Consider the following 26,324-nt stretch of genomic DNA (forward strand, 5'->3'; position numbering starts at 1 on the left):
CTAAAAGCTTCGTCGCCACTGGCCTTTGCCGGAATAGCCCAACAAACCTTGCATAATTATAGGGTGAGGATAACTACCGTTATGCGAAGCTTTGCATAACCGAAAAGCGTGGCTGTTTGCGGACACCTCGCAGGGCGCCCGCGCCAGTGCCACGTGTTATTCCCTGGTCGAGACCGCCCTATGCCGCATGCGGCATAGAGCAGTTTATGCCGAACCCAGAACTATGCCGAACTGGCTTTGTCGTTTGCGTAAATAAGCCGACACCACGCCATTTTGGGTCTTTCACTAACGGTGCCGGTTCGGCATAGTTTGCGATCAGCTACAAGTTATTCAGGAACGCGAGCAGTTCATCTCCGGGCTGATAGCGCTTTATTCCGGCATGCCCTAATGGATCTATTTTTGCCAGCGCAGCTTCCTTCAGAGCCATATGAGCATGAAGGTAAACCTGGGTGGTCTCAACCGACTCATGCCCCAGCCACAATGCTATAACTGAACAGTCTACCCCCGCTTGAAGCAGCTCCATTGCCGCGCTGTGCCTCAGGACATGCGGGGTGATCCGCTTCTGTTTTAGTGAAGGGCAATGCTGCCGCGTGATATCCGCATATTTTGCAACAAGGTACTGGACCGCGTCGGCGCTCAGTCGCCGGCCTTGTCTTGTCGAGAACAATGCCTTGCTGTCACACCTGGCCGGTTCCTTTAACCCTTCCTGGATTGCCCTTGAGACAGTGCGTGTAAGAGGTGTGCACCGCTCCTTCCGGCCCTTACCCAGACAATGAACGTGGGCATCGCTGCCCAGCACAACCGAAGCGCGATCAAGACCTGTGAGTTCGGAAAGTCGTAAACCTGTCTGTACAGCAAGCAGCAGTAACGTATGATCCCGACGACCGATCCACGTTGATTGATCCGGTGCCGCCAGTAGCGCCTCAATCTCTGGTCTCGCCAGAAAATGCACTATCCTCCTGTCCTGACGTTTATCGGGCACTGCCAGTACTCGCTGGATTTGTGCACTGTGTGCGGGCTCTTCGTAGGACACAAAACGGAAGAAAGATCGAATGGCAGTCAGCCTCAGGTTTCGGGTCCGGGCGCTAATCGAACGATTGACTTCCAGATCCTCGAGAAAGGCGCTGACAAGCGTCGCATCGATATCTTCTAGGTTGAGAGATGACGGCGGCTTGCCCAATTGTTTTTGGGTAAATACCAGCAGCAGCCGGAAGGTGTCGCGATAGGACGCTATGGTGTTCGCGCTGACGTGTCGCTGACGTGTCGCTGACGCATAAGCCGATCGGTAAAGAAGCGTTCCAGCAGAGCCGGTAGAGTGGGAGTGTTCATGGCAATGCCTCCCAGTGTTTCTCAAGTCGGCGCGTGGCGTGTTCCATGAGCTCGGGGCAAGCTGACAGATACCAATAGGTGTCACGAATGCACGTATGACCGAGATACGTCGACAGCACAGGCATCAGGTTGTCCACATCCTTCCCGGCCCGGTACCCGTCGAGCAGCCTCGGACCTGTGTGAGCGGTCGCAGCCCGGAGTCCGGTCTGGCGCGACAGAGCCCAAAAAACCCGATAGACATACTGCGGTAGCAACTGACCACCACGCTCCGCAACGAGAAAATACGGACTGTGGGGCGTGGCGAGATGCACATCCCGTCGATGCGCATAATCCAATAGAACCTGTCGGGTACTCGGATGTATTGTCACCCAGCGTGACTTGCCGAATTTGGCCCCACGAATCGTGAGGATACCCTCTTCAATGTCTACATCATCACGCCTCAGCGCCAGTGCCTCGCCAATTCGTAGACCCGTGACCGCCAAGAGCCCAAACAGACAGTGGTATGTCCACCGTCGAAGCGCTTGCTCGGGGGGCAGCGCCAATGCAGCTGTCAGCAGTGTTTGAATTTCCGTATCGGAGTAGAGGTAGGGGCGAATTCGTCCAGAACGCGGGATGAGTCCTGTTGGAGGAATCTCTGTACGCGGCTCGCTGTTGCGCAGATACCGGGCAAAGCTGAGTTGCAAGGCTGTAGCGAAAAATGTGGGTACCTTTACGAGACACATGTACGCCGGCCCGCTCCAGCGCAGAGACAGCGATCATCGAGATACTGCTCGATGACGTGAATCCTCGGTGTGGAGCGAGTGAACGGATGAATACCCGGCGACTGTCGGTAGTCCATCGTCCGTGTTGCAGGTAATCGGCCAGCGCAATGCCGACCTCGGACAAGATGGGCATAACTGCGAGTTGACGGCCCTTACCCCGTACAGTCAAGAGGCCCGAGTGCCAGTCGATGTCTTCCAGCGCCAGTGTGGCAACCTCGTTGGCCCTCAATCCGAGGCGTGCCAGCAAAAGTAGCACTGCACAGTCTCGTTTCTCAATCGCAGTTGTCCGGTCACAGCCATCGAGCACACGCTGGATCTTGGGAGGTGGAAGATGATCAGGCAGTGGTCCGAATCGCCAGCTCCGCACACTGGGAACAGCGGCGGCGAGATCGTCAACGATAGACCCCCTGTACACCAAATAACGAGTGAATGCGCGCAGCGTCCAGCACATGGATCTTGCTGTTCGGGGGGAATGGTCATGAGCGTGGTCGGCTATAAAACGGACAATGTCTTCCGAGGAAAGTCTCAGAAACCTTGCCGTTCCCTCGCGACAGCATTCCTGAAGAAACTTCCGAAGCAGAATGCACTGCGGTTCTGCGGAGGTAAAAACTTCTTCAACACGGCCGCTTTACGTTCCTCGGAATAACGTGGCATGACTGCTCTCACACCGCCCAATCTGACACGAATTTAGGCGAAATCGCCAACTGGACGACTAGGCTGACAGCGGGGGAGGGGCCAGATCGGCTGAGCGAGATAACGTCCAGCTAACGTCGCCCCTTGGCAAATTCCTTAAAAAACCGTGCTGATGTTGCTCCTTCTCGGAACGAGGCTATCGTTCTATCCTATCTAAGCGGCGGATACGACATGAAGGAGACCGGCGATTTCTTTTGACTTCATTATTCTCGCGTAAGCCGGATTATTCGAAAGGCAAAACGCAAGACCTGACCCTGAGAACTGTTGCTTCACCTGCGCCATCTGCCATGGGGATGCGTTTTTCGCTAGGGCCCCACATGCCGCTGACCACCGCGAAGTCGTGGTAGTTGAGCGAGTTGGCGTGAAGGCGCACGGTGATTTCATCACGTACTGTGGCGCTGACTTCGCTGCTGCTAACAACGACCTTTTCATAGCCGCCGCCGGGTTGGACGAAGATAGTTTTGATGCTCATGGGGTTCCCTTATATTTTTTAATTACGCAAAATAACGAAATGAATGGTTAAAAATTACAACTCGATTCTCAGCTTTGTCGCAAAGTCAGCAATCAGCTGCTCGTTGCGCCGGTAGTAGGTCCACTTGCCAATGCGAGTGGTTAGCACGAAGCCTGCACGTTGCAAGATGGCCAAGTGCGCAGACGCGGTAGAAGGTGAAAGCCCGGCCTTGTGCTGCAAATGGGTCACGCACACTCCAATCGCAGGATCGTCATGATCCTGAGGTGGGAAATTATTGAGCGGGTCTTTGAGCCACTCCATCATTTGCATGCGAGTGTCATTACCCAGAGCTTTGAGCTGTTCGAGTATCATGGTCAATGATGTTACGCTTTTTTACGAAATGATCAACACGTGATTTGTTGACCGTTCATCCTGAGGTGCGGGGTGCGGGGTGCGGGGTGACGGGATCAGGTCTTGCGTTTTGCCCCTGCCTTGCCATTTCGTTGTGATCGTCACACCCGGTCAATGATCTCACACAACGCGTCCAGCCCATCCGTTAGCGCAGCTGGTCCGGGTTGAAGAATCAGGGGTGACTTGATCTCGTAGAGGTGGTTGTTCGCCACGGCAGGGATAGCTTCCCAGCCGGATCGCCCGGCTACTTGATCCGGGCGAAATTTACGCCCGCACCAAGAGCCGATGATGATATCCGGCTTGCGGTTCACGACCTCTTCGGGATTCTGAATGATGCGTTCCTTCGCACCGGGTTCGGCTGCTTTTTCAGGAAAGATATCTTCGCCACCCGCGATGCCAATCAGCTCCGATACCCAGCCTATGCCGGTGATTATGGGGTCGCCCCACTCTTCGAAGTAGACGCGGGGGCGGTTTGTTCTCATCTTTTCGAGCCGGACTCGCTCAACCCTGGCGGCCAGCTCATGGGCGTAGGCGTCTGTCTTGGCGGAGAGGCCCAGCATGCCGCCAAGGGTTCGGATCATGGACAAAATCCCGGCCACGGTACGTTGATTAAAGATGTGTACGGCAACGCCATTCCGCACCAGCTCGGCAGCAATATCCGCCTGCATGTCCGAGAACCCCAGGACCAGGTCCGGCTTCAGCTCCACTATTCGCCCGATCTTGGCGGAGGTGAAGGCGGAAACCTTGGGCTTTTCCTTCTTGGCCCTTTCGGGCCTGACCGTGAATCCAGATATGCCAACGATGCGATCCTCCGCGCCGATGGCGTAGAGTGTTTCCGTGGTTTCCTCAGTGAGGCAGACAATGCGTTGGGGGTAATTCATGGCTGCATATACCTTTGTACGCGGGATTCCCAAACAGGGCGGAAAATCGGGAGGTGGGCCAGGGTCTTTTCAAGGGCGTAGATACTCATTACTTTCAAAGAAATTGATAGGCTGGAGGAATAATGTCAAGAAATATTGTTTTGATTGGCGGCACAACTGGGATTGGTAAGGCCTTGAAAGAGAACTTGGAAAAAACCGATGTACATCTTTACATCGCTTCCCGGAGTGCGACGTCGCGGCTCGAAAGCGGCGGCAACATTACAGTCGCTGATATCGATGCGACAGACGATTCTGCAGATTGGTCATTTTTGCCGGAAGAGATACACGGAGTGGCGTATTTGGGTGGAAGCATTAATCTGAAGCCTTTTCAGCGACTGAGCAACAAAGATTTTATAGAGGATTTTAATGTAAACGTTATTGGCGCCGTAAATACCATCCAGGCGTCGCTTCCGGGAATGAAAAAAGCCGGAAGTGCAGCTGTTGTTCTTTTGAGTACTGTCGCGGTACAAAGAGGACTCACCTTTCACGCTTCGGTGGCTGCAGCCAAAGGTGGGGTAGAGGGTCTGATAAGAGCACTGAGTGCCGAGCTTGCACCCACTATTCGCGTAAACGGAATTGCACTCTCACTGACCGATACGCCAATGGCGGAGCGCTTGCTCAGCAATGACTCAAAAAAAGAAGCCGGAAATAAACGCCACCCGCTCAAAAGGTATGGGAAGCCCGAAGACATCTCTGAGGCAGCTTCATTTCTGCTTAGTGAAAAGGCATCCTGGATTACGGGACAGATATTGGGTGTAGACGGTGGAATGTCGACCATTCAAAACCTCTGATGCATTTCTCGTGAAAAGGAGCCAGGGAAGGAAGCGGGCTTTCTGGGTTTCAGCTGCCGCTTGGTGCACAGGAGTGGACAATCTTCTCAAGGGCAACCCGGATGGCAACTGGAATGGGTGTTGAGGTATTTTCAGTACGGTTCACAAATACGTGTACCAATTGCCCAATGGCAGCGGCGTCAGGTTCCCCTTCGCAGAAAATGGCCACCTCATAGGTCACCGACTTGCTGCCCAACTTGCTCACACGAAGTCCCACTTCAATCGCATCAGGGTAGGCGATGGGTTTTTTGAACTGACAGTTTGAACTGACGATAAAGCCAACCACCGGCGCGTTGTGAATATCGAGCCCGCCCTCTTCAATGAGGTAACGGTTGATGGCGGAATCAAAGTAGGAATAGTAGGTTACATTGTTCACATGACCGTAGATGTCGTTGTCCATCCATCGAGTGGTGATCGGATAAAAAATCGAAAAATTTGCGCGGTTCAAGGCATTACTCCCTGTGTTAATCATTGAACAGAATTACTTGCCGAATGGCCTTGCCGGCGGCCAGTGCTTCGAAGCCCTCGTTGATCTGCTCCAGCCGGAGCGTAGCGCTTAGCAGTTTGTCCACCGGGAGTTTGCCTTGACGGAACAGGCTGACATAGCGAGCAACGTCCCGTACTGGCACGCAGCTGCCTACGTAACTGCCTTTCAAGGTGCGCTCCTCTGCCACTAAGCTAACCTGCTGGATGGCTACTTTTTTGTCCGGATGAGCTAGGCCACCGGTAACTGTGGTTCCACCCCGGCGTGTGACCTGATAGGCAAATTCCAGGGCTTTTTCCGAGCCAGCCATTTCGATGGCACAGTCGACGCCGCCATTAGTGAGTGCTTTGATGGTATCCACGCAGCCGTCTTCGGCTGAGTTGAATGTGTGGCTGGCACCGAGTTCTTTTGCTAGAGCAAGTTTGCTGTTGTCCAGATCGATGGCGATGACCTCACCAGCACCAGCCACCAGAGCGCCAAGGACACTATTCAACCCTACGCCACCCAGTCCGATCACGGCCACTGTTTGCCCGGCTTTGATGTCGGCAGAGTTGATGACTGCACCCACACCTGTCAGTACCGCACAACCGAACAGGGCAGCATGGTGAAAGGGCAACGACGCATCGACTTTTATCAGCGAATTCCTTGATACCACCACATGGTCGGCAAAGGCAGACACGCCGAGATGATGGTTAATGGGTGTGCCGTCTGTTCGGTGCATGCGATGAGAACCGCCGATCAATATGCCGGCGTTATTGGCTTTGGCTGCCGGCTCACATAACGCTGGCCGGCCTTCGGCGCAGGGCGCGCAATGGCCGCAGCTTGGCACGAATACGGTGATCACATGATCTCCTCGCTTCAGATCGTGAACACCGTTACCTAAAGCTTTCACAACTCCCGCCGCTTCGTGGCCCAGTGTCATAGGTACCGGGCGGGGCCTGTTTCCGTCAATCACAGACAGGTCCGAATGGCAAAGGCCTGCAGCTTTGATCTGCACCAGCACCTCGTGATCGCCAGGTGGGTCGAGAACCAGCTCTTCAATGATTAGAGGCTGGGTATCGCTATAAGGGCGCTGAACGCCGATGGCTTGGAGGACGGCTGCGCGGATTTTCATTGACCTTCTCCCTTTTTTTGGTGTTTGTTCGAAATAGACGCACGTTACTAAAAATCTGATGGGTTAGGACGATAGGATTCGAACCTATGTCTTTTGCCTCTGAGCAAGCTGCGTCGATGTCTTTATGGTCGACTGTAACGCGCGATTTCCTTGTTGTGGACACCGCGCCAGCAGCCCGACGATTGAGTGTTCATTTCCTGACTTTATGACATTTCCTGTCAAGCTTTGGAGTCCGCAAGAGGGCGTTGGTGACTCGCTTGTCCAGTCAGCGTGCGTTCGAAGAGTTCTAGAAATTCGTCAGCTACTTCGTCGGCTGTTTTGCGACCGTCGTCGCGATACCAGAGTGGTATCCAGTTGAGAGCACTCAGTGTGTAAAGTGTAGCAAGCCGAGCGTCGCACGCGCCGATGGTGCCATCGGCGATTCCTTCCTGAATAATTTTCACCGTTGCTTTCGAAATTTTTGCGCGCCGCTCGATCACACGATCCTTTTCGGGATTTTTCAGCGAGCCGACGTCCACCAGCACCGGACAGGTGCCAAATTCGCCGAAAATACCCTGCATATACCGTCGGCAACAAATCAAAAATTTTTCAAGACCGGTAGAGCCTGTCGCGTGCGCGAGCCACAATGCCTCTTCGCCGTGGTTCATGGCGTGCATGTGGAGTTCGAAAAGGATCTGTTGTTTGTTCTTGAAATACCGGTAGAGAGTTAGTTTGGTGATCTGCAGCGCCTCTGCCACGTTATCCATTGACGTGTTCGCGTAACCCCCGCGGTTAAACGCAGACGCCGCGACGCTCAGAACGGCATCACGCTTGCTCTCTCGCACGAGCTCCCGGTCGAAGGGTGACCGGCTCACTTTCTTTTGAGCGAGTTGTCGCTCTGTTTTCTGTTTTATATTCATGTCTACAGCCCTTAGAGCCCCTCTGCTTAACCGTGAAATGTCTGTGTGAGCTTTCCTTGCCATTCGATACTCTCCAGTAATAACTTTGTATTAACAAGCATACTAACGAGTATAAAACGATGAACCTTGCCGTAATATTACTGACGGTTGCGAGGCGACTTCCCAAACATCCGGCGGTAACCGAGGCCGACTACAACCTTACCCCGAAGAAACTTGCTCAAATCGAGGAAGTCTGAATTGTTCTAGAACCATAAAATCCGCCAGTTTTCACCGGTGGGCTGTGTCGTTTCAAACTGATGCAGGTAATGGCATCGATCCTTGATAGTATGATTTTCTCTTCTCATCCTGATAACAATCAAGTGCTGCAAAATGAATGCTCCTTTTAAGCTGCGGCCTTACCAGCAGGAGGCTGTTGACGCCACGTTGAAACATTTTCGCAAATCGGATGATTCCGCCGTTATTGTGTTGCCGACCGGTGCGGGTAAAAGTCTGGTGATTGCCGAATTGGCCCGTCTCGCCCGACGTAAAATTCTGGTGCTGACCCACGTAAAAGAGCTTGTTGAGCAAAATCACGCCAAATACCAGAGCTATGGCTTAACGGGCGGCGTTTTCTCCGCCGGGTTAAAACGTAAGGAAAACCGGCATCAGGTGACCTTCGCCAGTGTGCAGTCTGTATCGGCGAATCTGGATCAGTTCAGAGATCAATACTCATTGATCATCATCGATGAGTGCCATCGGGTCAGTGGAGATGACAGCAGCCAGTATCAAACAATCATCGAGTTGCTACGGCAACAAAATGACTCCCTTAAAGTGCTCGGGTTAACCGCCACACCCTATCGCCTGGGCATGGGCTGGATCTATCGCTATCACTACCGGGGCTTTGTTCGTAGCTGTAGTGATAAGCAGAATAAGCCCTTTGGGCATTGCATTTATGAGCTGTCGCTGAGCTATATGATTAATCGGGGGTATCTCACCCGGCCCGAGTTGGTTAACGCGGCGGTGGCGCAATACGATTTCTCCGCGCTGTCTCAGAACCGTTTTGGCGAATACGCCGAAAAAGACGTTAATCAGCTGCTGGGCAAACATCGGCGTGTAACCCGTGCCATTATTGAGCAAGTGATGGAGCTGGCTGTTAAGCGAAAGGCGGTGATGCTCTTTGCTGCAACGGTGGATCATGCGCGGGAAATCACCGGCTATCTGCCGGAACACCAAACCGCCTTGATTACCGGCGCTACCGATCTGAATGAGCGGGATTCGCTGATTCAGCGCTTTAAACAGCAGCAGTTAAAGTATCTGGTGAATGTATCCGTACTCACCACGGGCTTTGATGCGCCCCATGTGGACTTCATCGCCATTCTTCGTCCCACCCAGTCGGTCAGCCTGTATCAGCAGATTGTGGGTCGCGGTCTTCGTCTGGACGACGGTAAACAGGATTGTCTGGTGATTGATTATGCGGGTAACAGTGTCAATCTGTATCACCCGGAAGTGGGGGAGAAGAAACCGAACCCGGATTGTGAGCCGGTGCAGGTATTTTGCCCGGGCTGCGGTTTTGCCAATATCTTCTGGGGCAAAGCAGACAGTGAGGGCCATGTTATCGAGCACTTCGGTCGTCGTTGTCAGGGGCTGCTAGGGCCTGCTGAAGAGGATGAACCTGCAGCGCAGAACAGACGCCCTGAACAGTGCGATTACCGTTTTCGTTTCAAGGAGTGCCCACACTGCGGTGCCGAGAATGATATCGCGGCCCGTAACTGTCAGCAGTGTAAAAAAGCCATTATCGACCCGGATGATCAGCTAAGAGACGCGCTGAAACTCAAAGATGCCATGGTGATTCGTTGCGCCGGGATTACATTAAGCGTCAATGACAGCAAAAACGAGAGCAAACTGAGAATCACCTATCACGGTGAAGAAGGGGAAGAGCTCAGCGAGTCTTTTGATTTCAGCAAGCCGACACAACGCAACGTTTTTAACAAACTGTTTGGACGGCGTTTAGCGAATAGCCAGGCCCCGCAAGAGTTCAGCAGGATTGAACAGGTGCTTGCGATACAAGCCTCGTTGCCTGCACCGGATTTTGTTATTGCTCGCAAACAAAAGCACTACTGGCAGGTGCAGGAACGGATCTTTGATTATCAGGGTAACTATCGTAAGGCGTATTAAGCGTGAAGCCTGTTAAGTGTTAAGCCCGCCAGTTTGCACTGACTCTGTCTCGGGTTCCGTTCACCTACGTTCATATCAAACCTTTTCCCCCAGCCCTGCTAACACCTCCCGAAAACTATTCAGCCCGGCCTCCAGATTCTCAATGATTTCTTCAGCCAGTTCGTCCGGTTCTGGTAAGTTATCCAGGTCTGTCAGGCTTTTATCTTTAAGCCAGAACACATCCAGGCTGGTCTTGTCGCGGGCAGCCAGTTCTTTGTAGCTGTACTTGCGCCAACGGCCATCAGGATTGGTGTCTGGGTTCCAGGTGTCAGCGCGCTTCTGCCGGTTCGCCGGATTGTAACAGGCGATAAAGTCGGCCATGTCCTCGTAACGCAAGGGCTTTTTCTTCAGCGTGTGGTGCACATTGGTACGGTAATCGTAAAACCAGACCTCTTTCGTCCAAGGGCTTGGGCTGGCCGTCTGGTTATCAAAAAACAGAATGTTTGCCTTCACGCCATGGGCGTAAAAGATTCCGGTGGGCAGGCGTAAAATGGTGTGCAGGTCAGTATTCTTCAGCAGCTTCCTGCGGATGGTTTCACCGGCACCACCTTCAAACAGCACGTTATCCGGTACTACCACTGCGGCCTTGCCGGTGGTCTTGAGCATGCTGCGGATATGCTGCACAAAGTTGAGCTGCTTGTTCGAAGTAGTAGCCCAGAAATCCTGACGGTTGTAGGTCAGGTCATCGGTTTCCTGTTCGCCTTCCTCATTGGTAAAGCTCATGGAGCTTTTTTTGCCGAAAGGCGGGTTCGCCAGCACATAGTCGAAACTCTGCGGGCTGGCGGCCACCAGGGCATCGTTAGGCGACACAAGGCTATCACCGTCAATCTCGCCAATGTTGTGCAGGAACATGTTCATCAGGCACATGCGGCGGGTGTTGGCGACAATCTCGTTGCCGAAGAAGGTGTCATGCTTGATAAAGCTCTTCTGCGCCTTGTCCAACTGGTAATTCTGTGTATCGGTCAGAAAATCGTATGCCGCAAGAAAAAACCCACCCGTGCCACAGGCCGGATCGGCGATAGTCTTGCCCGGTTCCGGGCGCAAACAGTCCACCATCGCCCGGATCAAAGCGCGCGGGGTGAAGTACTGGCCAGCACCCGACTTGGTATCCTCGGCATTTTTCTCCAGCAGGCCCTCGTAGATATCCCCTTTGACGTCCGCACCCATGATCACCCATTGCGTGCTGTCCACCATATCAATCAGGCGATACAGTTTAGCCGGGTCCTGGATCTTGTTCTGCGCCTTGGTAAAAATCTGGCCGAGCATTCCCTTTTGGGTACCCAGTGCTCGTAGCAGCTCCACGTAGAGCACTTCCAGCTCCGCACCCTTTTTGGTTTTCAGTGTATGCCAGCGGTACTGTTCCGGAATGCCCACATCACGGTTGTAAGGTGGCTTGGCGTACTCATCTGCCATCTTCAGGAAGATCAGGTAAGTAAGCTGTTCCAGATAATCTCCATAGCCAACGCCGTCGTCACGCAGGGTGGTGCAGAAACTCCATACTTTGGAGATGATCGGGGCGCTTGCCGGGCTCATTCGGTTAAATCCTTATCGGTTTTGTCTTTCAAGGGTAAGTCGTTATCTGCCGTGTTATCGCGGTTTTCGACCAGCTTGTCGAAGTCGCTCTCGAACAAGCGGTCCTGGATAATACGGTAGCTCTCGAATTCACTTTCGGCGTATTGGCGGGCCAACGCTGCGCTGATGCTGCCGCTGTCCTGCAGAATGTCGCGTTCATCAAATTTCAAAAAAGCATCGAGGCGCTTCGCCCAGTCTTCCATTGTCATCGGGATTTTACGTTTGGCGCGGTCTTCCGCCAGCTCAAGGTAGGCGTTCACTATTCTGCCTAGGGAATCCAGCTCATCCTTGCTCAGGTAGTTTTTAGCCGTACCCACATCGGTCTTGAGAATCTTGCCCTCAGGCGCCTTGGTCCAACTGGTCAGCCCCATATTCGGCTTGCTGCTGTTGGCGCGCAGCTTTACCAGTTCGGCAGCGGTATGGCCATGGATGGCGTAATGCAGTTTGTTCTGAACCTTGGCAAAGAAGGTCTTAGTGGTTGGCGCCTCACCGTTGTAATCCAAACTGGTGGCATAAATGTCGGTGATTTTCTGATAGAAACGCCGCTCCGAAAGCCGGATTTCACGGATTTCTTCCAGTAAACGCTCAAAGTAATCCTCACCCAGAAAACTACCGTTCTCCATCCGCTCGCGGTCAATCACATAGCCCTTGATCGCAAATTCATGCAGCACCCTAGTGGCCCATTGGCGGAACTGGGTGGCTCGTAGTGAGTTGACGCGGTAGCCGACAGAGATGATGGCGTCGAGGCTGTAGTGTTGGGTGTTGTAGTTTTTCCCATCTGCGGCAGTTGTCCGGAATTTCCGGATAACTGAACGCTCATCCAATTCATTGGATTTAAATATGTTTCTCAGGTGCTCATTGATGGTGCGGACATCAACGCCAAACAATTCGGCCATCAGCTTTTGCGTCAGCCAGATGGACTCATCTTCATACCGTGCTTCGATGCTTTGCTCGCTCGATTGCCCGGTGAAAATCAAAAATTCGGCGGTGCTGTTGCGGATCAGTTGATTGCTCATTGCTGCCTCCTTGCGGCGCGCCACTTGGCATAACGGTTAACCGAAGAATAACAAAACACTGTATATGTGAACAGCATTAAGCCGATTTGTTCAGGGGGATCTCCCTCAAGCACTGGTCACGCAAAACGAAAACATAACCAGTTGTTTTTGTATGCTTTAAATTTCCCTGATCATTTTTCAGGCTCTTGAGTCAAGCAACGGTCAAGCAAATCCAGATTAAGCCCACCAGGGCACATAGCGCATGACTTTGTTGAATGGCGCTTCCCTAGACGGCTTCTGTCCATCCCTTCGTTTCTAATACCCGGGCAGCCAACTCAATCTGACGCTCTGAGAACTGATGTTTGCGATCATTCCAGTCATACACCTGGCGGATGGCCTGTTCCCGTGTAGAAGCTGACTCTTTCTTGATGACCCAGTGCACAGTGGATAGCAGCTCCAGACCAAAGGGCGATTCAAAACCCTCAACAAGCTGCGCCACTTTATCAAACCGAGACAGGGTGTCCGGGTGTTGCAGGAGAAAACGGCTGGCATCGTCCACCGCACCGGGCACCAGTTGCAACGGTTTGTCTGGCGCATCGCCGCCATCGGCATAGCCAGACAGAAGGTGCCCTTCTACCGCGTTCAATACATGGCGCAGGTTCTCCGCATACGGGCCATAGCCCGCTTTTTGATATTTTAGCCGCAGTGGCTCGCCTGCCTCTTGCATGAAGTACATCAGTTTATGCACCTCCAACAGCGTGACGGATGGGTCCAGCAGGCCACCAAGATAACGATTTACCAGTTCTACCAGAGCGGCCCTTCCGGCGGTCATCTCAGGCACCTTACGGTTCTGCACCATCTTTTGTGCAGGCGGTGCGCCCTTGGGCTCATAGACAATCACCCGCACATCGCCGAGCGGTCTTAGTGCTGACTCAATGCGCGGCTTTACTTCCGACCAGTCCAGACCCCCAAGGCCGCTTCCCAGAGGGGGGATAGCAATAGATTGAATCTGATACTGGTGGATCGTGTCGACCAGAGCCTTGAGTCCGGCGTCGATGTCTTCCAGACGGCTGGCACCCCGCCAGTGGCGTTTGGTGGGGAAGTTGACTATGTAGCGTGGCGCCGTCAGTTGCCCAGTCTCGAAGACAAACATACGTCCTGGCTCAACCTGACGATTTTTACACGCGGCGGCGTAGGCCTTGAAGTTGTCTGGGAAGGCTTTCTTGAACTGCAGCGCAATTCCACGCCCCATCACACCGACACAATTTACGGTATTGATAATGGCGTCGGCGTCCTCACGCAGGATGTCGCCGGTTTTGTATTCGATCATCTTGGCCTCCTCCATTATCAGTAGTACCAGTCTGGTTTGATTTGTAGGTCTGGTCGGTGGGGTACACCGGCCAAAATATTTGCCACCTGTGTGTAGATCGCCTGCGAACATACCCCGACACGTTCGACAAGGTGCCAGGGGTAGCAGTTTTCCAGAAGGAACTCGGCTTGTTTGCCATCCTTGCAGGACATCCAGTTGCGTGCGCCAACCGCAGTCCAGTTTATCTCATTCAGCCTGAACAGGTCTGAACGATCTTCGAAGTAACACGAGCCTGCGTTAGAAAGGGTAAAAGCCCAGCGTTGTTGATTCGCCTCAGCCCAGGCCACAGAATCATTCAAGTCTGCCTCAAGGTGAATTATGGGGCCTTGCCCTCCCTTGTAGCCGAGATCCGGATGGTTACCCTGATAAATCAGATACAACATGATGGAGCGTGGGCAAAAGTAAAATGGTACGCAAGCACCCACATACAAATCGGGGTGGCTGGTCAAGGTCAACTCATTGAGGCGGCGCTGCTTGATTCCACTCATGCCAATGGTCGTGCCTGCTGGCGCACGAGCGATGACTTGCGCATCGCTCCACAACACCTGATCGGCAATAATCGATGCCAGCCGATCAACGTGGACGATGTGATAGACTTTTGGTTGAGCTGGGACAGTCATCAGAATTGCTCCCACTGAGGTAATTTCATGGGCAACGTTAACTTGTCCGGCATCTGAGAGCGGCGAATATTTTCCTCGCGATGGACGGCTAACGATAAATAGGTCAGTCCTGCCCTTGCCGTTTTTAATATTCTTATTGTCTTTTCATTCAGCTCTTGCATTGACAGGTGAAATGCCCACTGATCGGCAAATAATCCTTTTTCAGAGCGGTCGGTATAGTTCCATACATCATCATGGACTTTGAGATATTTGTGTTCCAAATGGTTTCGAACTGAGCGCAACATAAATGCATCGGGCTCCATTGTTTCACCCAAAGCAATATTGCCATATCGGTCATTTTCAACAAAATCCTTGCTTAGCCAGTAGAGCCCTCTTAAAGGAAGATTCTGTTGATTCTGAAAACAATCACGTAAAACCGGAGAATTCTTTCTATTGCCTCCTTTAAACCAAATGGACTGAAAGTTAATCGAACATTCCCGCATTCCCAACGACCAGTACTCGTTGATAAAGAATGCAATTTTATCGAATAGCGAATAAGCCATACGAAAAGCAATTTTGACCTGCTCAACAAAGATAGAGTATGCAGGATAATCCAAAGTATTGAATAGAAAGACTTTCTTATCCGAATAGTGTTTTTTGTGATTTTTAGATTCCATAATTCCTTGCCAACACAGAAAACGTGCGGAGGTAAATTCTTGTTTAATCTGGTTGAAGAACCCAATAAAATGAGGCGGCTCACCAATCGGCCGAACCATGTCAGGCAGGTTCAGAATATCCTGGGCGGCAATCGGATACGCACCAAGCTCATTAAGCGGAGACAAGAATAGTACATTATCCAAGGCCCACTCCCGGTAACGACGCTCGGTAAGTGACCGGCCCAAGGAGTGCTCCGTAAGTGAAACATGTTGAATCGATCTAAAATCGACATTTGACTCAATGTTCTCGGCCTTTTCTACCATGTTATTTTTAATTTCTTGGTAATCAATTCGATCCCATATGATGCCTTTGTCGGTGACCGATCGAAGTAGGCTGCACGCCTCTTTGAAAATAACAATCTGATGGCCCGCGTCATAAATATGATGTGAATACGATTCGAGGCCAAACCCAAGATTTCCACGCGCCATCGCGAAGTTTGGCAAAACATTAATAGCGCGGGTCCAATGCTCGATTGCTTCTATCGGTCGCCCGATATGATTCAGTATATTTGCGGTATTTACCAATATTTGGCACTGCCTTGAAAGGTCAAGTGATTGAAAACCGGAAGACCGCACCGCAGAACGCAAGTAATAAATTTCGTACAGGATCTCAGGCTGATTCCATTCCCATATATTTGATCCGTTGCGGTGATTTGCATAACGGATTACTGACCAGGCATTGGCCCGAAAATAATTAAGTTCAACTAGTTGGCGTGCATCAAGATGTGCTTCTAATGCGTCGCATAGGCACAGCGCCTGCCTGGCCTGCTCAGGAAGTTCTTTGTCAGCGGCATCATCAACCAACTCGGCAATATGGTTCATTGATTCAAGCAGAGTATGCTGGCCAAGCTCCCAATCGGTATATTTACGACTCATTCTTTTACCCTTGTCTTCACCGGAGACCGCCCGGCTCTTTCTGAATGAATACGGGCAAGCAGGGCGCTGGCGGGTTCGTCGTTTGGGTCTTGCGGGACGAGTTTGCCGGAGAAGGCTTTTTTCAGGATGGACTGGCGGAGGACTTCGGATTTCTTGAGTTGCACTTCAATCTCGTACTCAGCAACCGCGATATTTGGAGTGCTGATCTCAAGAAACTTTAACAGCTCAACTTGCTCAACCATCGAAGGCAAAGGCACAATTAAATTCTGAATCTCGCCAGTGTTGATGTTGTTCACGCCACTAGTTGACTTTGCGGCACTTTCGATCTGTCGTCTTAATAGGTGACTAGTTAGAACCGAAAGTAAAAAAAACGGGGCGACTAAATCATGGTTTGGACGCAATCGAATAAGATAGCCAGCAAATAAAAAATCAGTATCTTCCTCTGCGATTAGGGCGCAACTACCAACGAGAGAAACACTACCATTTGAGCGGATAGTGAGCAGGTCGCCTTTTGCAAGTGCTAGTGCTTTGACTTCATGCTCTTCAAATGAAGCGAATTTCAGATTAGACGAATCTATAGCGCCATGAGAAATGTTTGGAATTCTTAGTACACCTACCTGGCCGGAATCATAGGAGCATTTTTTTGAAGTGCCATACGTTGGCTCCTCAATTAACAAGCCCAAGCGGACATATGTCCATCCGACAGGCAACTGGGGAAAATTTCTTGTTTCGTTTTCTGAAGTTTCTTTTAATGCAGCAAGTTTTTTTGGCTTCCCCGGCTTATTCTCTTTTTTGCCATTTTCCTCCCACATCTTGACGGCGACCTGCCATTCTTGCAGTTTTTGCTGGTAGCGGGCCTGGCGTTCCTGTTGGATGCGGGCGAGGAGTTGTTGAGGTGTTTCCAGTTTGTCCTTGTTTTGTTCGCGCCACTTCGCGGTGAGCTTGCCTTCGAAGGCGTGTTTGAGCACGGCCTGGCGGTAGACTTTGAGTTGCTCGCGGGCTGTTTTCAGGGATTCGATGCCCTTGTCCAGTTCGGAGAATAGGGTTTCGATTTTGGCGACGATGCGGTGTTGTTCGTTTAGAGGTGGCAGCGGCAATGGAATCGTTGCCAAATTGCCTCTCGAAATTCTTTTCCGAGTTGAACCGGACTGCAGCGCGCTAATTTTTCCTCGGATAGACGGGCTATTTATCAGGTACATCATAAATTTAGCGTTAACTCTTGAATCGCCAAATCGAATTGCACAAATATCAACCACAGTGACATATCGACCATCCTCGTCCAGAGGGAAAATACAACACCGGCCTAGCGGATCCGGCATACGCGCAACGAGAATATCTCCGGCCCTAAGAAAGGTGCAGTTCAATTCACGGGCTTTTGATCTCGTAAGAAATCTTGAGGATTTATCTAAAAACCTTCCATCCCCGATATCTGCCAATTGGATTAGTCTGACATCGCCATTCGGGTCTTGATCCTTGCTTTCTACCCAATCACCATCCTTGAATATTCCACCTTTTCCTACGACGTCCTCAATTACGCATTCGACCCAACCATCCGCCAGCTCGTTTAATTCTGCACTCACGCCACCAACTCCCGATTCAATTCCTCAATCACGTCATCCATCCCATCACCAAACAATTGATACATCCTTCCCATACCGCCTTTGCTGTCAAACGGTGCCATTTCCAGGTCATCGCGTTCGACATGGAAAGAGCTGATGATGTGGTCGCGGACCATTTGTAGCCAGGCCATTTGTTCCTCGTTGAATTTTTCACCGGCGCCGCTGTGGTGTTGCATGATCCAGCTTTGGAAGTTGCGGCGCACGGTGGCGGCGTAGGTCGAAAGGGTGTTGTCCAGCCCGGTGACGCGGCGAAGCAGGGCTACCAGCGCAGTCAGGTCGCCGATGGGGCTGTCGCCCTTGTAGTTGTCCAAATGGGCGTAGGCTTGCCAAATGCGCAGTGGGGCCAGCTTGGGACGGTCGCTGCGCAGGCGTTCGAGCAGTTCACGGATCATCTGATAGGTGATGTCGCTGCGGCGGGCCGGGGTCTGGAAGTAGATGCTCAGGGCTTCTATGTCGTCGCGGTGCTCTTGCAGGTAGTCGGCAAATTCCTGGGTGAGGGCTTTGGCGTTGTCTTCGGTGTCGCCTGCCCACTCTGCAGCGATAACGCTGTCCAGGTCGTCGTGGACGAGGGTTTGTTCTTTATCGCGGCGGATGCTGTCGATCAGTTCCACCAGCTCACCGTTAAATACGTTGGCGGCCTGGCCGACCAGTTGTTCGCGGGCCTGATCACGGGCGCTGTCACCGGGGTTGGTGCCTTCTGGTTGCCCGGCGAGGGTCAGGGCTGTTTGCTCGATGGTGTCCGGGTTGATGGCGTTGAAGAGTTCGCCAACAATCAACAGCAGCGGTTTGCCGCCGGCTTTTTCACTGATGCGGGCGCGCTCTTTGTCGTCCAGTTGTTTGTCCAGCCGGGCGAGGCGGGCAGCCAGTGAGCTGACGGTATCTTCGTCGTGCTGGCCCATCATCACACCCATGGCGAGATTCTTCAGTGACACGCCGGGTCTGGTAATCAGCGGCTGGCTGGCGGTTTTCAGGGATTTGGTGACGCCGATGGAATCGACAATCACATAATGGGTTTTGGCGGTAGTGGCAGAGGGCGTGACTTTTTTCAGGCTGTCGGCATCCAGGGTGCGAGTACCTCGGCCTTTCATCTGTTCAAAGTAGTTGCGGCTTTTGACGTCGCGCATGAACAGCAAGCATTCCAGTGGTTTGACGTCAGTGCCGGTGGCAATCATGTCTACGGTGACGGCAATGCGCGGGTAGTAATCGTTGCGAAACTGGGCGAGCACAGATTTCGGGTCTTCTTCGATCTTATAGGTGATCTTTTTACAGAACTGGTTGCCCTCGCCAAACTCCTCGCGCACGGAGTTGATGATATCGTCGGCGTGGCTGTCGGTTTTGGCGAAGATGAGGGTTTTAGGTACTTCTTTCCGTCCGGGGAATATGTCCGGTAGTTTTTCTTTGAAGGTACGAATCACAGTGCGGATCTGGTCCGGGTTGACGATATCGCGATCGAGCTGCTTGCCGGTGTAGGCTTCGTCTTCGTCCTGAATCTCCCAGCGTTTTTTGCGGGTCAGGCGTTCACGTTTTTCAATCTGCTGCTGGGCGGTCAGCACGCCACCCTGTTTAGTCTTTTCAGTTTCGATGACATAGATTTCATTGCCCACGTTGACGCCATCGGCTACGGCTTTTTCGTGATCGTATTCACTGACTACGTTTTTGTTGAAAAAGCCATAGGTGCGGTTATCCGGTGTGGCAGTGAGGCCAATCAGGTAGGCATCAAAGTATTCGATGACTTGCCGCCACAGGTTGTAGATCGAGCGGTGGCATTCGTCGATGACGATAAAATCGAAGAACTCCGGCGGTATCTTTTGGTTATACACCACCGGCAGCGGGGTTTTGTTCAAAAGATTGGCGCCGATCAGCGGGCTTTCCTCTGTAGCTTCATCCAGGTCTTCACCCTTGAGCAGGGAGTACATGCGCTGGATGGTGCTAATGCTGACCTGGGTGTCGGTGGCCATAAAAGACGATTTGAGCCGCTGCAAGCTGTACAGCTCGGTAAACTTGCGATTGTCGTCATTGGGCAGAAAGGCCATGAATTCCTGCTCGGCCTGTTCACCGAGGTTTTTGGTGTCCACAAGAAACAGGATGCGTTTGGCACCGGCGTGTTTCAGCAACCGGTAGCTGGCAGTAATGGCGGTAAAGGTTTTGCCGGAGCCAGTAGCCATTTGTACCAGGGCGCGGGGTTTGTCCTGTTTGAAGGATTCTTCTAGATTGGTAATGGCGGTGATCTGGCAGTCGCGCAAGCCGTCATGAACCAGTGGCGAAAGCTGTTGCAAGCGGGCACGCAAAGTTGCTGGCTGACTCAACCATTCTGCCAGGGTTTCTGGCCGGTGGAAGTTGAAAACTTCGCGTGAGCGAGGGGCAGGGTCTCCGCCGTCGGTGAACCGGGTAATCACACCAGTGCTTTCGTATACAAAACGCAGGGCGGTTGGGTTGTTGACCCATTTCAGGGTCGCATTGGCATAACCCTGCGACTGATCCTCCACCATCGTAATCTTATGGCCCCAATCTTCCGGCTTGGCCTCAATCACGCCAGCGGCTTGTTTAGCCACAAACAGTACATAGTCGGCTGGGCCAACGTCGGTTTGGTATTCACGGACGGCTATTCCGGGGCCAGCATTCAGGTTGATCGATTTCTTATCCTGCACCAGCCAGCCGGCTGCAATCAGCTGGCTGTCTATCCGGTCACGAGCTTTTTGTTCCGGGTTCTGGTTTGCCGAGGGCTTGCTCATACGGACTCCATGTTTTTATCCCGGTGAGCCTTGGCAATGCCCTGTCTCATGAGAAATACTTCGGCAAATTCCTGATAGAGCAAAAAACTTACCCTGTTGCCGCAGGGTTGTCGATGTTCAGGCAGCTGGTTTATCACGGTACACTGCAGTTAGTGTTCACACTTCCCTGCAAGGTGCTGCCCCCTCTGGAGTTGGGTCAGCATGTATAATTTATCGCCATTGTAGCAGTTATCGCAGTAGCGCATGTCGCGACACAAAAACAGGACAGATTTATTTTTTGGTTGGATTTTCTTGAACTGTGTTTCCGACGTCGCCGTGGAACAATGCGTTAAAACAAAGGACGTTAAAACATGAAATGGCGATTCAGAAAGAGCTTAACCGGCTTGCGAGTGCTAAATTTCTGAAGCTTTCTGACTCTGGTGTGGAATACTTGGCCTGATTTTTCCGGTTCTGCTGTTTGGCATCGGTGCTATCGCAGTGAATGCTGTTTCGAACTTTTTTATGGGAGCAGCCGCACTGGCCGCTTAATACCCGATCATAACTCCCGGCGATTCTGCCAAGGCTTCTCGGGAGAACTCGTATTCCGGGCTACCGCAATGCGCTGGTTGGCCCGGCCGAGAATCTTTTTCTGCAGTTTCGTTTCCCAGTCCAGTGCCACCTTGTCGGTTGCGTTCCAACTGCGGTTAAACAGCAGTTTGCTGGCTGCAACAGCATCCGGAGACCGTTCCGCCAGTTCTCGGGCAAAGGTAAGAGCGTCAGCCATCGGGTCATCGCTGATTCGGGTAACCAGCCCCATCGCCTTTGCTTCGGTGCCATTGAAGCGACGCGCGGTCATGGTCAGTTCTTTGGCAAGATCGATAGGGATCAGTTCGCGCAGGGTTACCGCCAGGCTCATGTCTGGAATGAGTCCCCACTTACTCTCCATAACCGAGAACTCGCAGTCGGCGCTAGAGAATCGGAAATCGGCCCCTAATGCAATCTGCAAGCCGCCGCCAAAGCAGTAACCGTGGGTAACGGCAATCACCGGTGCAGGCACGTCGCGCCAGAGATATCCAACATCCTGAGCGAGATTGCTGATCTTGCGCCCTGGCTTGAAAAGTAGCTTGAGGAAGTTCACCGGGTTTCGGGAAACGGTTTTTATGTCCAGGCCGGAGCAGAAAGCTTCGCCTGCGCCACATAGAATAATAACGCGCACGCTGCGGTCTTTTTTTAGTGCTTTGGCGGCTTTAGTAACGGCATCGAACATGGGCATGTCCAGACCGTTGTATTTGTCTGGTCTATTCAAGGTGACCGTGGCGATCCCGTCCTCGATATCGATCAGTACCCGTTCCTGTTTTTGCGGCGGTGCTTTCGGTTGCTCTACTTGTGGCTGCTTTACTTCTGGCTGATCTACTTTTGGAGAGAGGCGTGCGCTCATATCGTTGGTTCCGTTCATCAGTAGCGCCATGCATTCGTCAACGCCACTATATTAGTCTGATGCTACGCTTGAGCAAGTCAAAGCGGAGCGGGCTAAGGGGGTTGCCTGCACGCTTATGCGCTCAGACATATCAGCGACAAATCCTTCTCCAGCCGGTAAGCGTCGAAATCCCGGGCCATAAATAGCGGGCCCAGATAGTGTTGCATGGCTTCGGCTGCCAATTGGTTGATGTTGGGTGTGACGCCCGGCGCGGACTGGTAGCGTGAGCTGAAGTGGGTAAGTACCAGGTTAGGCAGTTGGGCCTGTTGAGCAAACCGGCCCACCTGTTCTGCGGAGCTGTGCTGTGGCCAGGGCCCAACCCGATCGGCCACGTCCTGAGTGTAGGTGGCTTCGTGAATCAGCGCATGGCTGCCTTTGCAGGCGCCGGTCAGCAGGGTAGGGTCGTCATTGTCGCCGGCGACGATCAGGCGGCGGGCAACGCGGGGCGTTTGTGTGTAATCGGCACTCCTTAGCAGGCGTCCATCCTCCTGCATCACGTCATTGCCTTTCTGCAATTCCCCCCAGTTGGGTCCGGGCTCGATGCCGTCCTCGTTCAGCTTGTCCTGCAACAGTTGTCGCTCAATGTTTCGCTCAGTGAACACGTAGGCACGGCAAGGTACTCGATGGGACAACGCCACGTTCGTCACCCCGAAGTCTTGATCCTTCCAGCAGAAGTCCGGTGCTTCGGAATTGATGAAGTTCAGGGTATAGCCGAGACTGGAGTCGCTGTTTTCGAGCGTTGCGTTGATGAAGCGTTGAGTTTGGACCGGGGCGACGATGTCCAAAGGTTCTGTGCGGCCCAGCATTGAAGCACTGGTGAGCAGCCCCGGCAGGCCGAAGGTGTGGTCACCGTGGATATGGGTGATGAATATTGCCCGCAGTTGCATCACCGAGTAGTGAGCGCGTAGTAGTTGGTGCTGAGTGCCTTCGCCACAGTCCACCAGGTACCAGGGTTTGTGGCCAGAGTGCGACAGGGCCAGGGCGGTTACGTTGCGTGAACGTGTCGGTGTTCCGGCAGACGTGCCCAGGAAGGTGAATTCCATCGTTCCTCGTTTTCGCTCAGTTTTGGGTCAACGCAAAACTGAGTAGCCAGCGGTTGCCGCGCTCAATCTTCGAAACCCGGTGTTGGTAGAGGTCCGGCCGGAAGAGTATGACTCTCCCAAACAGATTGAATACGTTTTTTTCGCAGATGAACTCACCGCCGGCTTTGGGCTTAACCAGTACGCAATTGAGCTTGTACAGCCGGCCTTCGGATACCATGTCCACGTGGGGAACCACCTTGTGGCCCTCCGGGTAACGCACCAGGTAAATGCTCAAGCGTTTGGAGTAGAAGAGAATCCGGGTTTTTATGTTTAATGCCATCGTGTGCGTGTTCGCCTGGAAGTAAATTCCCCACAATTGTGCGCGCGGAGCGCGAGAATTTAAAGAGGCCTGCTCTCAGAATGGGGCTCTACAGGGAGAATTTCATTGAGTTAGAAATGGTTACTACTCCAGAACCTTCGGCCAATTCACATCCGCCTGACGAATAAGCCCGTCAGGACTTTTTAGCCACTGGTCTTGCACGAACTGGTTGTAGTTCAGGTAAAGGTAGCGCCTTGGTATTCGGCGGTGTTGCTCAGTAGGCCGGTGTAGACTGGTGATTCTAAAGCCATTGCGCTGGTTGTGAAGGTCAGCATAGCGGCGATCAACCCTAAGAGCCTGTTCATGTCACTTTCCCCTTTGGGTGACGGAGAGAGTTACTGAGAAGACGTTGAGAGGGTTTTGTTACGTAAAATTTTACTATAAAGATGCCTCCGCGATCGGATTTGGCGTCATCATCTGAAAACGCCAATTCGGTGTCCAACGGGTCCACACCTTCATGGTCATGATGCAGAAACTCCGGTAACTACAGTAAACCCGATTTTATCATGTCGAACATGTCCAGAATCCGCGCCACAAACTGGTCTTTCGGGCGAAAGCTGCTTTGGGTGCTGATTGTAACGTCTCGCTGCAGGTGATCCAGTAGCTTGTGCAGGCGCCGACGATGCAAACCGACCGCCGCCTGAACTGGATCGAATATAACGCCGGAAAAGGCTGCAAACGCCGCCAATGAGCCCATGACAGCGATCATAACGCTGGCCATCGTCGCTAGCGAAGGCTCTGGTGGAAACCAGCTGTAGTACCAACTGCCGAGGGTTTCACCAAGGATAAAGTCCTGGGCGGCAAGGGTCGTTGCGAGCATGGTTGCGAGCACCACCCCGAGCCCAATGCCGCCTGGGGTAAACTTCTGGAACGCGAACGCGCCCAACACCGTGCATAAAATACTGTTGGTGATATCGGCAGACGCCGTCCGGGTCATCCGGTACTGACTGAGAGCGTCCGCGACCAGCGGTTCAATCAGGGTGCTAAACCGCTGGTGATCGACCGGCTTGCAAGTATGGCGCTCATAGACCTCCTCCAGTGCCTCAATAAGATATCCCTCCAGAATTGAGCTCTGCTGACCCTTGTTCAACAGGTCCAACAGAATCAGGTGCGAGATGTGCTGTTGTACCTGGGTGGTCAAACCGGCGGGTACATGATTTGCCAAACCGTGCAGCCACATCAGGCCTGTTCGTTTGGGAACCAGAATTTTCAACAGGCATACCAAGGCGTACACCGGCGCCCACAGTAGGTTGATGGGTGCCCGCAACATGTCCCATCCCAGCGCCATTTGGTTGGTCGCCATGGCACCGGGATAATGGAAATGACGGTCAATAAACGCCGGTACCCGCGCCCGGCAGTCGTCAAAGTAGCGCTCGATGCCTGAGCGGATAGCTTGCTCTATCTCAGCTTCGGAGACGTTTTGCCCGGGCGATGTGGCAATGGGCATAGTAACAAGCGCCTCTGCGTGAGCTTTTGCAATGATCCGCATCGACGAGATCTGGGAGGCTTCGGATACGAGAGGGTGCGCCTTTTCTGTCTGGAAATGATTTACAAAAATTAATAATTATAGTCCCGAAAAACCCGCTGATAAGTACTGTGACTTATTGTTGAGTAAACTAACTAAATCTAAAATATCGTACATAAATTAATCAACCTTTTCCGAAGAGAAATACAATGGCTTACACACCTTTCACCGCCGTCAACAACAGCCGTGATTTTCGTAACCAGTACCTGCGCAAAAGTTTTAGTGTGTGGGTGCAAAAGCTTAAAGCGCGTCATCAAAAACGTCAGGAACTCGCCAAACCACTTACCTTATGTGTGGCTGCGCTAGCCCCGTCTGTTAATCAAAGAGAAGCAATTGATCAAGTTCGGTCTGAGCAAAATTTTGGAGCAAACAACTACGAATACCAGACCGTTCGTTCAAGAAATGCTGCTTGACGCTCATAGCCCTCTGCTGTGATGAACATAACTAAGCTGAAAAAGGCAGTTTATCACGGTTAATCGAACAGGCTCATACGCTTCATAACGTTGTCGCGCTTGATTTTCCAATGGAACATTGCACCCGTCACATGCAGCACCACCAACGCTAAAATGATCCAGCCCAGCCATTCATGCAGCAAAAAGAGCAGTTCAGAGAGCTGTTCATCCTTGCCAATAAACCCGGGCAACTGCCAGAGGAAAAATTCAACCGGGAAGTCGCCGGCGGCTGTGCCTGCCCAGCCAAGTAACGGCATGGCAATCAGCGCTAAATAGAGCAAGTATTGGACGCTTTTACTGACGACTCTCTCGAAGGTATCCAAGGGCGGTGCATGGTCTGGCACTGCAAAAGCCAGGCGGGTAATAACACGCAGTATCATCAGCAGTAGTATCAACACACCCAGCGTTTTATGGCCGCCGAAGAGCACGTTCGTCAGCGTTTGGCCTAGCAGATCGACGGCGCCGTCAAAATCCAGAAAGCCTATCGTTAAGCCGCTGGCTAAAGAGAGCAACACCACGCCAGCCACTGACCAGTGGAGTAGCCGGTGCGGGTAGGCATAGCGATCCAGTGCTTGCATGCGGCGCTCCTTATAGCCATTCATTTTAGTTTAGTTTAGTCACTGAAACCGGGACAGATCTATTTTCATATTTTTTCGATTTCTGGCCGGTGTGCTCGAAAAGCAGGAGTGCTGGAATGAAAACGCTCAGCCAAGATTCTCGGAGCCCCTGGATTACGTTTCTCGCACATCTGTTTCTGGTTCTGGTTACGGCGGAATTTAGACCAAAGATGCCCTTAGTCGACCTTAACCAAGAGCTTGTGGTTCGCGTGCCCGGTATCAGGTCTTGTCCACCCCGCCTACTGCCTGATGGGCAAGCACTGCCATTTTTTGATTAAAACTTGTTTTTTCAGGGGCCACCCTGAAAGAC

At 52.4% G+C, this 26,324-nt stretch carries 23 protein-coding genes and 2 pseudogenes; 3 read left to right on the plus strand and 22 right to left on the minus strand.

All coding sequences use genetic code 11. The features are described 5' to 3' along the window. Positions 1-319 precede the first annotated feature (319 nt). The 6 genes and pseudogenes from MELB17_RS12935 to MELB17_RS12955 form a co-directional block, all read right to left on the minus strand. Entirely contained in the window at positions 320-1,354 is a 1,035-nt protein-coding gene (locus MELB17_RS12935) for a tyrosine-type recombinase/integrase (protein ID WP_227498895.1), read from the minus strand. Then, positions 1,326-2,051, minus strand: a complete 726-nt coding sequence (locus MELB17_RS12940) for a tyrosine-type recombinase/integrase (protein ID WP_007350705.1) — start codon at positions 2,049-2,051, stop codon at positions 1,326-1,328. The genes MELB17_RS12935 and MELB17_RS12940 overlap by 29 nt, the downstream gene beginning before the upstream one ends. After that, positions 2,047-2,541: pseudogene (locus MELB17_RS25665) on the minus strand (tyrosine-type recombinase/integrase); the annotation flags it as partial. The pseudogene MELB17_RS25665 and the gene MELB17_RS12940, both read right to left, overlap by 5 nt. A 498-nt stretch (positions 2,542-3,039) precedes the next feature. Continuing rightward, positions 3,040-3,255, minus strand: a pseudogene (locus MELB17_RS12945) (NAD(P)-dependent alcohol dehydrogenase); the annotation flags it as partial. Between the two features lie 54 nt (positions 3,256-3,309). After that, complete coding sequence (locus MELB17_RS12950; protein ID WP_007350707.1) at positions 3,310-3,606, minus strand: ArsR/SmtB family transcription factor; 297 nt, start codon at positions 3,604-3,606, stop codon at positions 3,310-3,312. A gap of 140 nt (positions 3,607-3,746) precedes the next feature. Continuing rightward, positions 3,747-4,526, minus strand: a complete 780-nt coding sequence (locus MELB17_RS12955) for a cobalamin-binding protein (RefSeq protein WP_007350708.1) — start codon at positions 4,524-4,526, stop codon at positions 3,747-3,749. Between the two features lie 122 nt (positions 4,527-4,648). Between MELB17_RS12955 and MELB17_RS12960 the strand changes: the two genes are divergently transcribed. Beyond that, entirely contained in the window at positions 4,649-5,356 is a 708-nt protein-coding gene (locus MELB17_RS12960) for an SDR family NAD(P)-dependent oxidoreductase (RefSeq protein WP_007350709.1), read from the plus strand. A gap of 49 nt (positions 5,357-5,405) precedes the next feature. On the opposite strand, the gene MELB17_RS12965 is transcribed toward MELB17_RS12960, so the two are convergent. The 3 genes from MELB17_RS12965 to MELB17_RS12975 all read right to left on the minus strand — a co-directional run bounded on the left by MELB17_RS12965 (position 5,406) and on the right by MELB17_RS12975 (position 7,892). After that, positions 5,406-5,867: an acyl-CoA thioesterase gene (locus MELB17_RS12965; protein WP_007350710.1), complete on the minus strand. Its 462-nt coding sequence runs from the start codon at positions 5,865-5,867 to the stop codon at positions 5,406-5,408. Next, positions 5,860-6,993, minus strand: a complete 1,134-nt coding sequence (locus tag MELB17_RS12970) for a zinc-dependent alcohol dehydrogenase family protein (protein ID WP_007350711.1) — start codon at positions 6,991-6,993, stop codon at positions 5,860-5,862. Before MELB17_RS12970 ends, MELB17_RS12965 begins: the two co-directional genes overlap by 8 nt. A gap of 218 nt (positions 6,994-7,211) precedes the next feature. Next, entirely contained in the window at positions 7,212-7,892 is a 681-nt protein-coding gene (locus MELB17_RS12975; RefSeq protein WP_157133301.1) for a TetR/AcrR family transcriptional regulator, read from the minus strand. A gap of 369 nt (positions 7,893-8,261) precedes the next feature. Here MELB17_RS12975 and MELB17_RS12980 point away from each other — a divergent pair, with 369 nt between their 5' ends. Beyond that, positions 8,262-10,046, plus strand: coding sequence for a DEAD/DEAH box helicase (locus tag MELB17_RS12980; protein WP_007350713.1), 1,785 nt, complete (start codon positions 8,262-8,264; stop codon positions 10,044-10,046). Positions 10,047-10,121: 75 nt separating this feature from the next. Here MELB17_RS12980 and MELB17_RS12985 read toward each other — a convergent pair whose 3' ends face one another. The 12 genes from MELB17_RS12985 to MELB17_RS13040 all read right to left on the minus strand — a co-directional run bounded on the left by MELB17_RS12985 (position 10,122) and on the right by MELB17_RS13040 (position 24,909). Next, on the minus strand, positions 10,122-11,618 hold the full coding sequence (locus tag MELB17_RS12985; RefSeq protein ID WP_007350714.1) for a type I restriction-modification system subunit M: 1,497 nt from the start codon (positions 11,616-11,618) through the stop codon (positions 10,122-10,124). Beyond that, positions 11,615-12,673, minus strand: a complete 1,059-nt coding sequence (locus MELB17_RS12990; protein WP_007350715.1) for a virulence RhuM family protein — start codon at positions 12,671-12,673, stop codon at positions 11,615-11,617. Before MELB17_RS12990 ends, MELB17_RS12985 begins: the two co-directional genes overlap by 4 nt. Positions 12,674-12,938: 265 nt before the next feature. Further along, positions 12,939-13,982 carry a macro domain-containing protein gene (locus tag MELB17_RS12995; RefSeq protein WP_007350716.1) on the minus strand — a complete coding sequence of 348 codons (1,044 nt, stop codon included), beginning with the start codon at positions 13,980-13,982 and terminating at the stop codon, positions 12,939-12,941. A 17-nt stretch (positions 13,983-13,999) separates the two neighbouring features. Next, on the minus strand, positions 14,000-14,641 hold the full coding sequence (locus MELB17_RS13000; protein WP_007350717.1) for a DUF4433 domain-containing protein: 642 nt from the start codon (positions 14,639-14,641) through the stop codon (positions 14,000-14,002). Beyond that, positions 14,641-16,212 (minus strand): LA2681 family HEPN domain-containing protein, encoded by a 1,572-nt coding sequence (locus MELB17_RS13005; protein ID WP_007350718.1) that lies wholly within the window; start codon positions 16,210-16,212, stop codon positions 14,641-14,643. The genes MELB17_RS13000 and MELB17_RS13005 overlap by 1 nt, the downstream gene beginning before the upstream one ends. Next, the gene (locus MELB17_RS13010) at positions 16,209-17,792 is read right to left on the minus strand and encodes a restriction endonuclease subunit S (protein WP_007350719.1); all 1,584 of its coding nucleotides are present in this window, start codon (positions 17,790-17,792) and stop codon (positions 16,209-16,211) included. Before MELB17_RS13010 ends, MELB17_RS13005 begins: the two co-directional genes overlap by 4 nt. Then, a complete protein-coding gene (locus tag MELB17_RS13015; RefSeq protein ID WP_007350720.1) occupies positions 17,789-20,563 on the minus strand; it encodes a DEAD/DEAH box helicase family protein in 2,775 nt (924 codons plus the stop codon). Before MELB17_RS13015 ends, MELB17_RS13010 begins: the two co-directional genes overlap by 4 nt. 535 nt (positions 20,564-21,098) lie before the next feature. Then, positions 21,099-21,980, minus strand: coding sequence for a crotonase/enoyl-CoA hydratase family protein (locus tag MELB17_RS13025; protein WP_198136487.1), 882 nt, complete (start codon positions 21,978-21,980; stop codon positions 21,099-21,101). Between the two features lie 113 nt (positions 21,981-22,093). Next, on the minus strand, positions 22,094-23,062 hold the full coding sequence (locus MELB17_RS13030) for a ribonuclease Z (RefSeq protein ID WP_007350723.1): 969 nt from the start codon (positions 23,060-23,062) through the stop codon (positions 22,094-22,096). Positions 23,063-23,078: 16 nt separating this feature from the next. Then, positions 23,079-23,381 carry a 2OG-Fe(II) oxygenase gene (locus MELB17_RS13035; protein WP_007350724.1) on the minus strand — a complete coding sequence of 101 codons (303 nt, stop codon included), beginning with the start codon at positions 23,379-23,381 and terminating at the stop codon, positions 23,079-23,081. A 215-nt stretch (positions 23,382-23,596) separates the two neighbouring features. After that, entirely contained in the window at positions 23,597-23,725 is a 129-nt protein-coding gene (locus MELB17_RS26165; protein WP_007350725.1) for a hypothetical protein, read from the minus strand. Positions 23,726-23,904: 179 nt separating this feature from the next. Beyond that, positions 23,905-24,909: a DUF6635 family protein gene (locus MELB17_RS13040; protein ID WP_007350726.1), complete on the minus strand. Its 1,005-nt coding sequence runs from the start codon at positions 24,907-24,909 to the stop codon at positions 23,905-23,907. A gap of 185 nt (positions 24,910-25,094) precedes the next feature. On the opposite strand from MELB17_RS13040, the gene MELB17_RS13045 reads away from it, so the two are divergent. Further along, positions 25,095-25,358: a hypothetical protein gene (locus MELB17_RS13045; RefSeq protein WP_007350727.1), complete on the plus strand. Its 264-nt coding sequence runs from the start codon at positions 25,095-25,097 to the stop codon at positions 25,356-25,358. Between the two features lie 59 nt (positions 25,359-25,417). Here the strand turns inward: MELB17_RS13045 and MELB17_RS13050 are convergent, their stop codons facing one another. Next, a complete protein-coding gene (locus tag MELB17_RS13050; protein WP_007350728.1) occupies positions 25,418-25,975 on the minus strand; it encodes a cytochrome b in 558 nt (185 codons plus the stop codon). Positions 25,976-26,324: the final 349 nt, after the last annotated feature.

It is taken from the genome of Marinobacter sp. ELB17, assembly GCF_000169375.1.
Taxonomy (GTDB): Bacteria; Pseudomonadota; Gammaproteobacteria; order Pseudomonadales; family Oleiphilaceae; genus Marinobacter.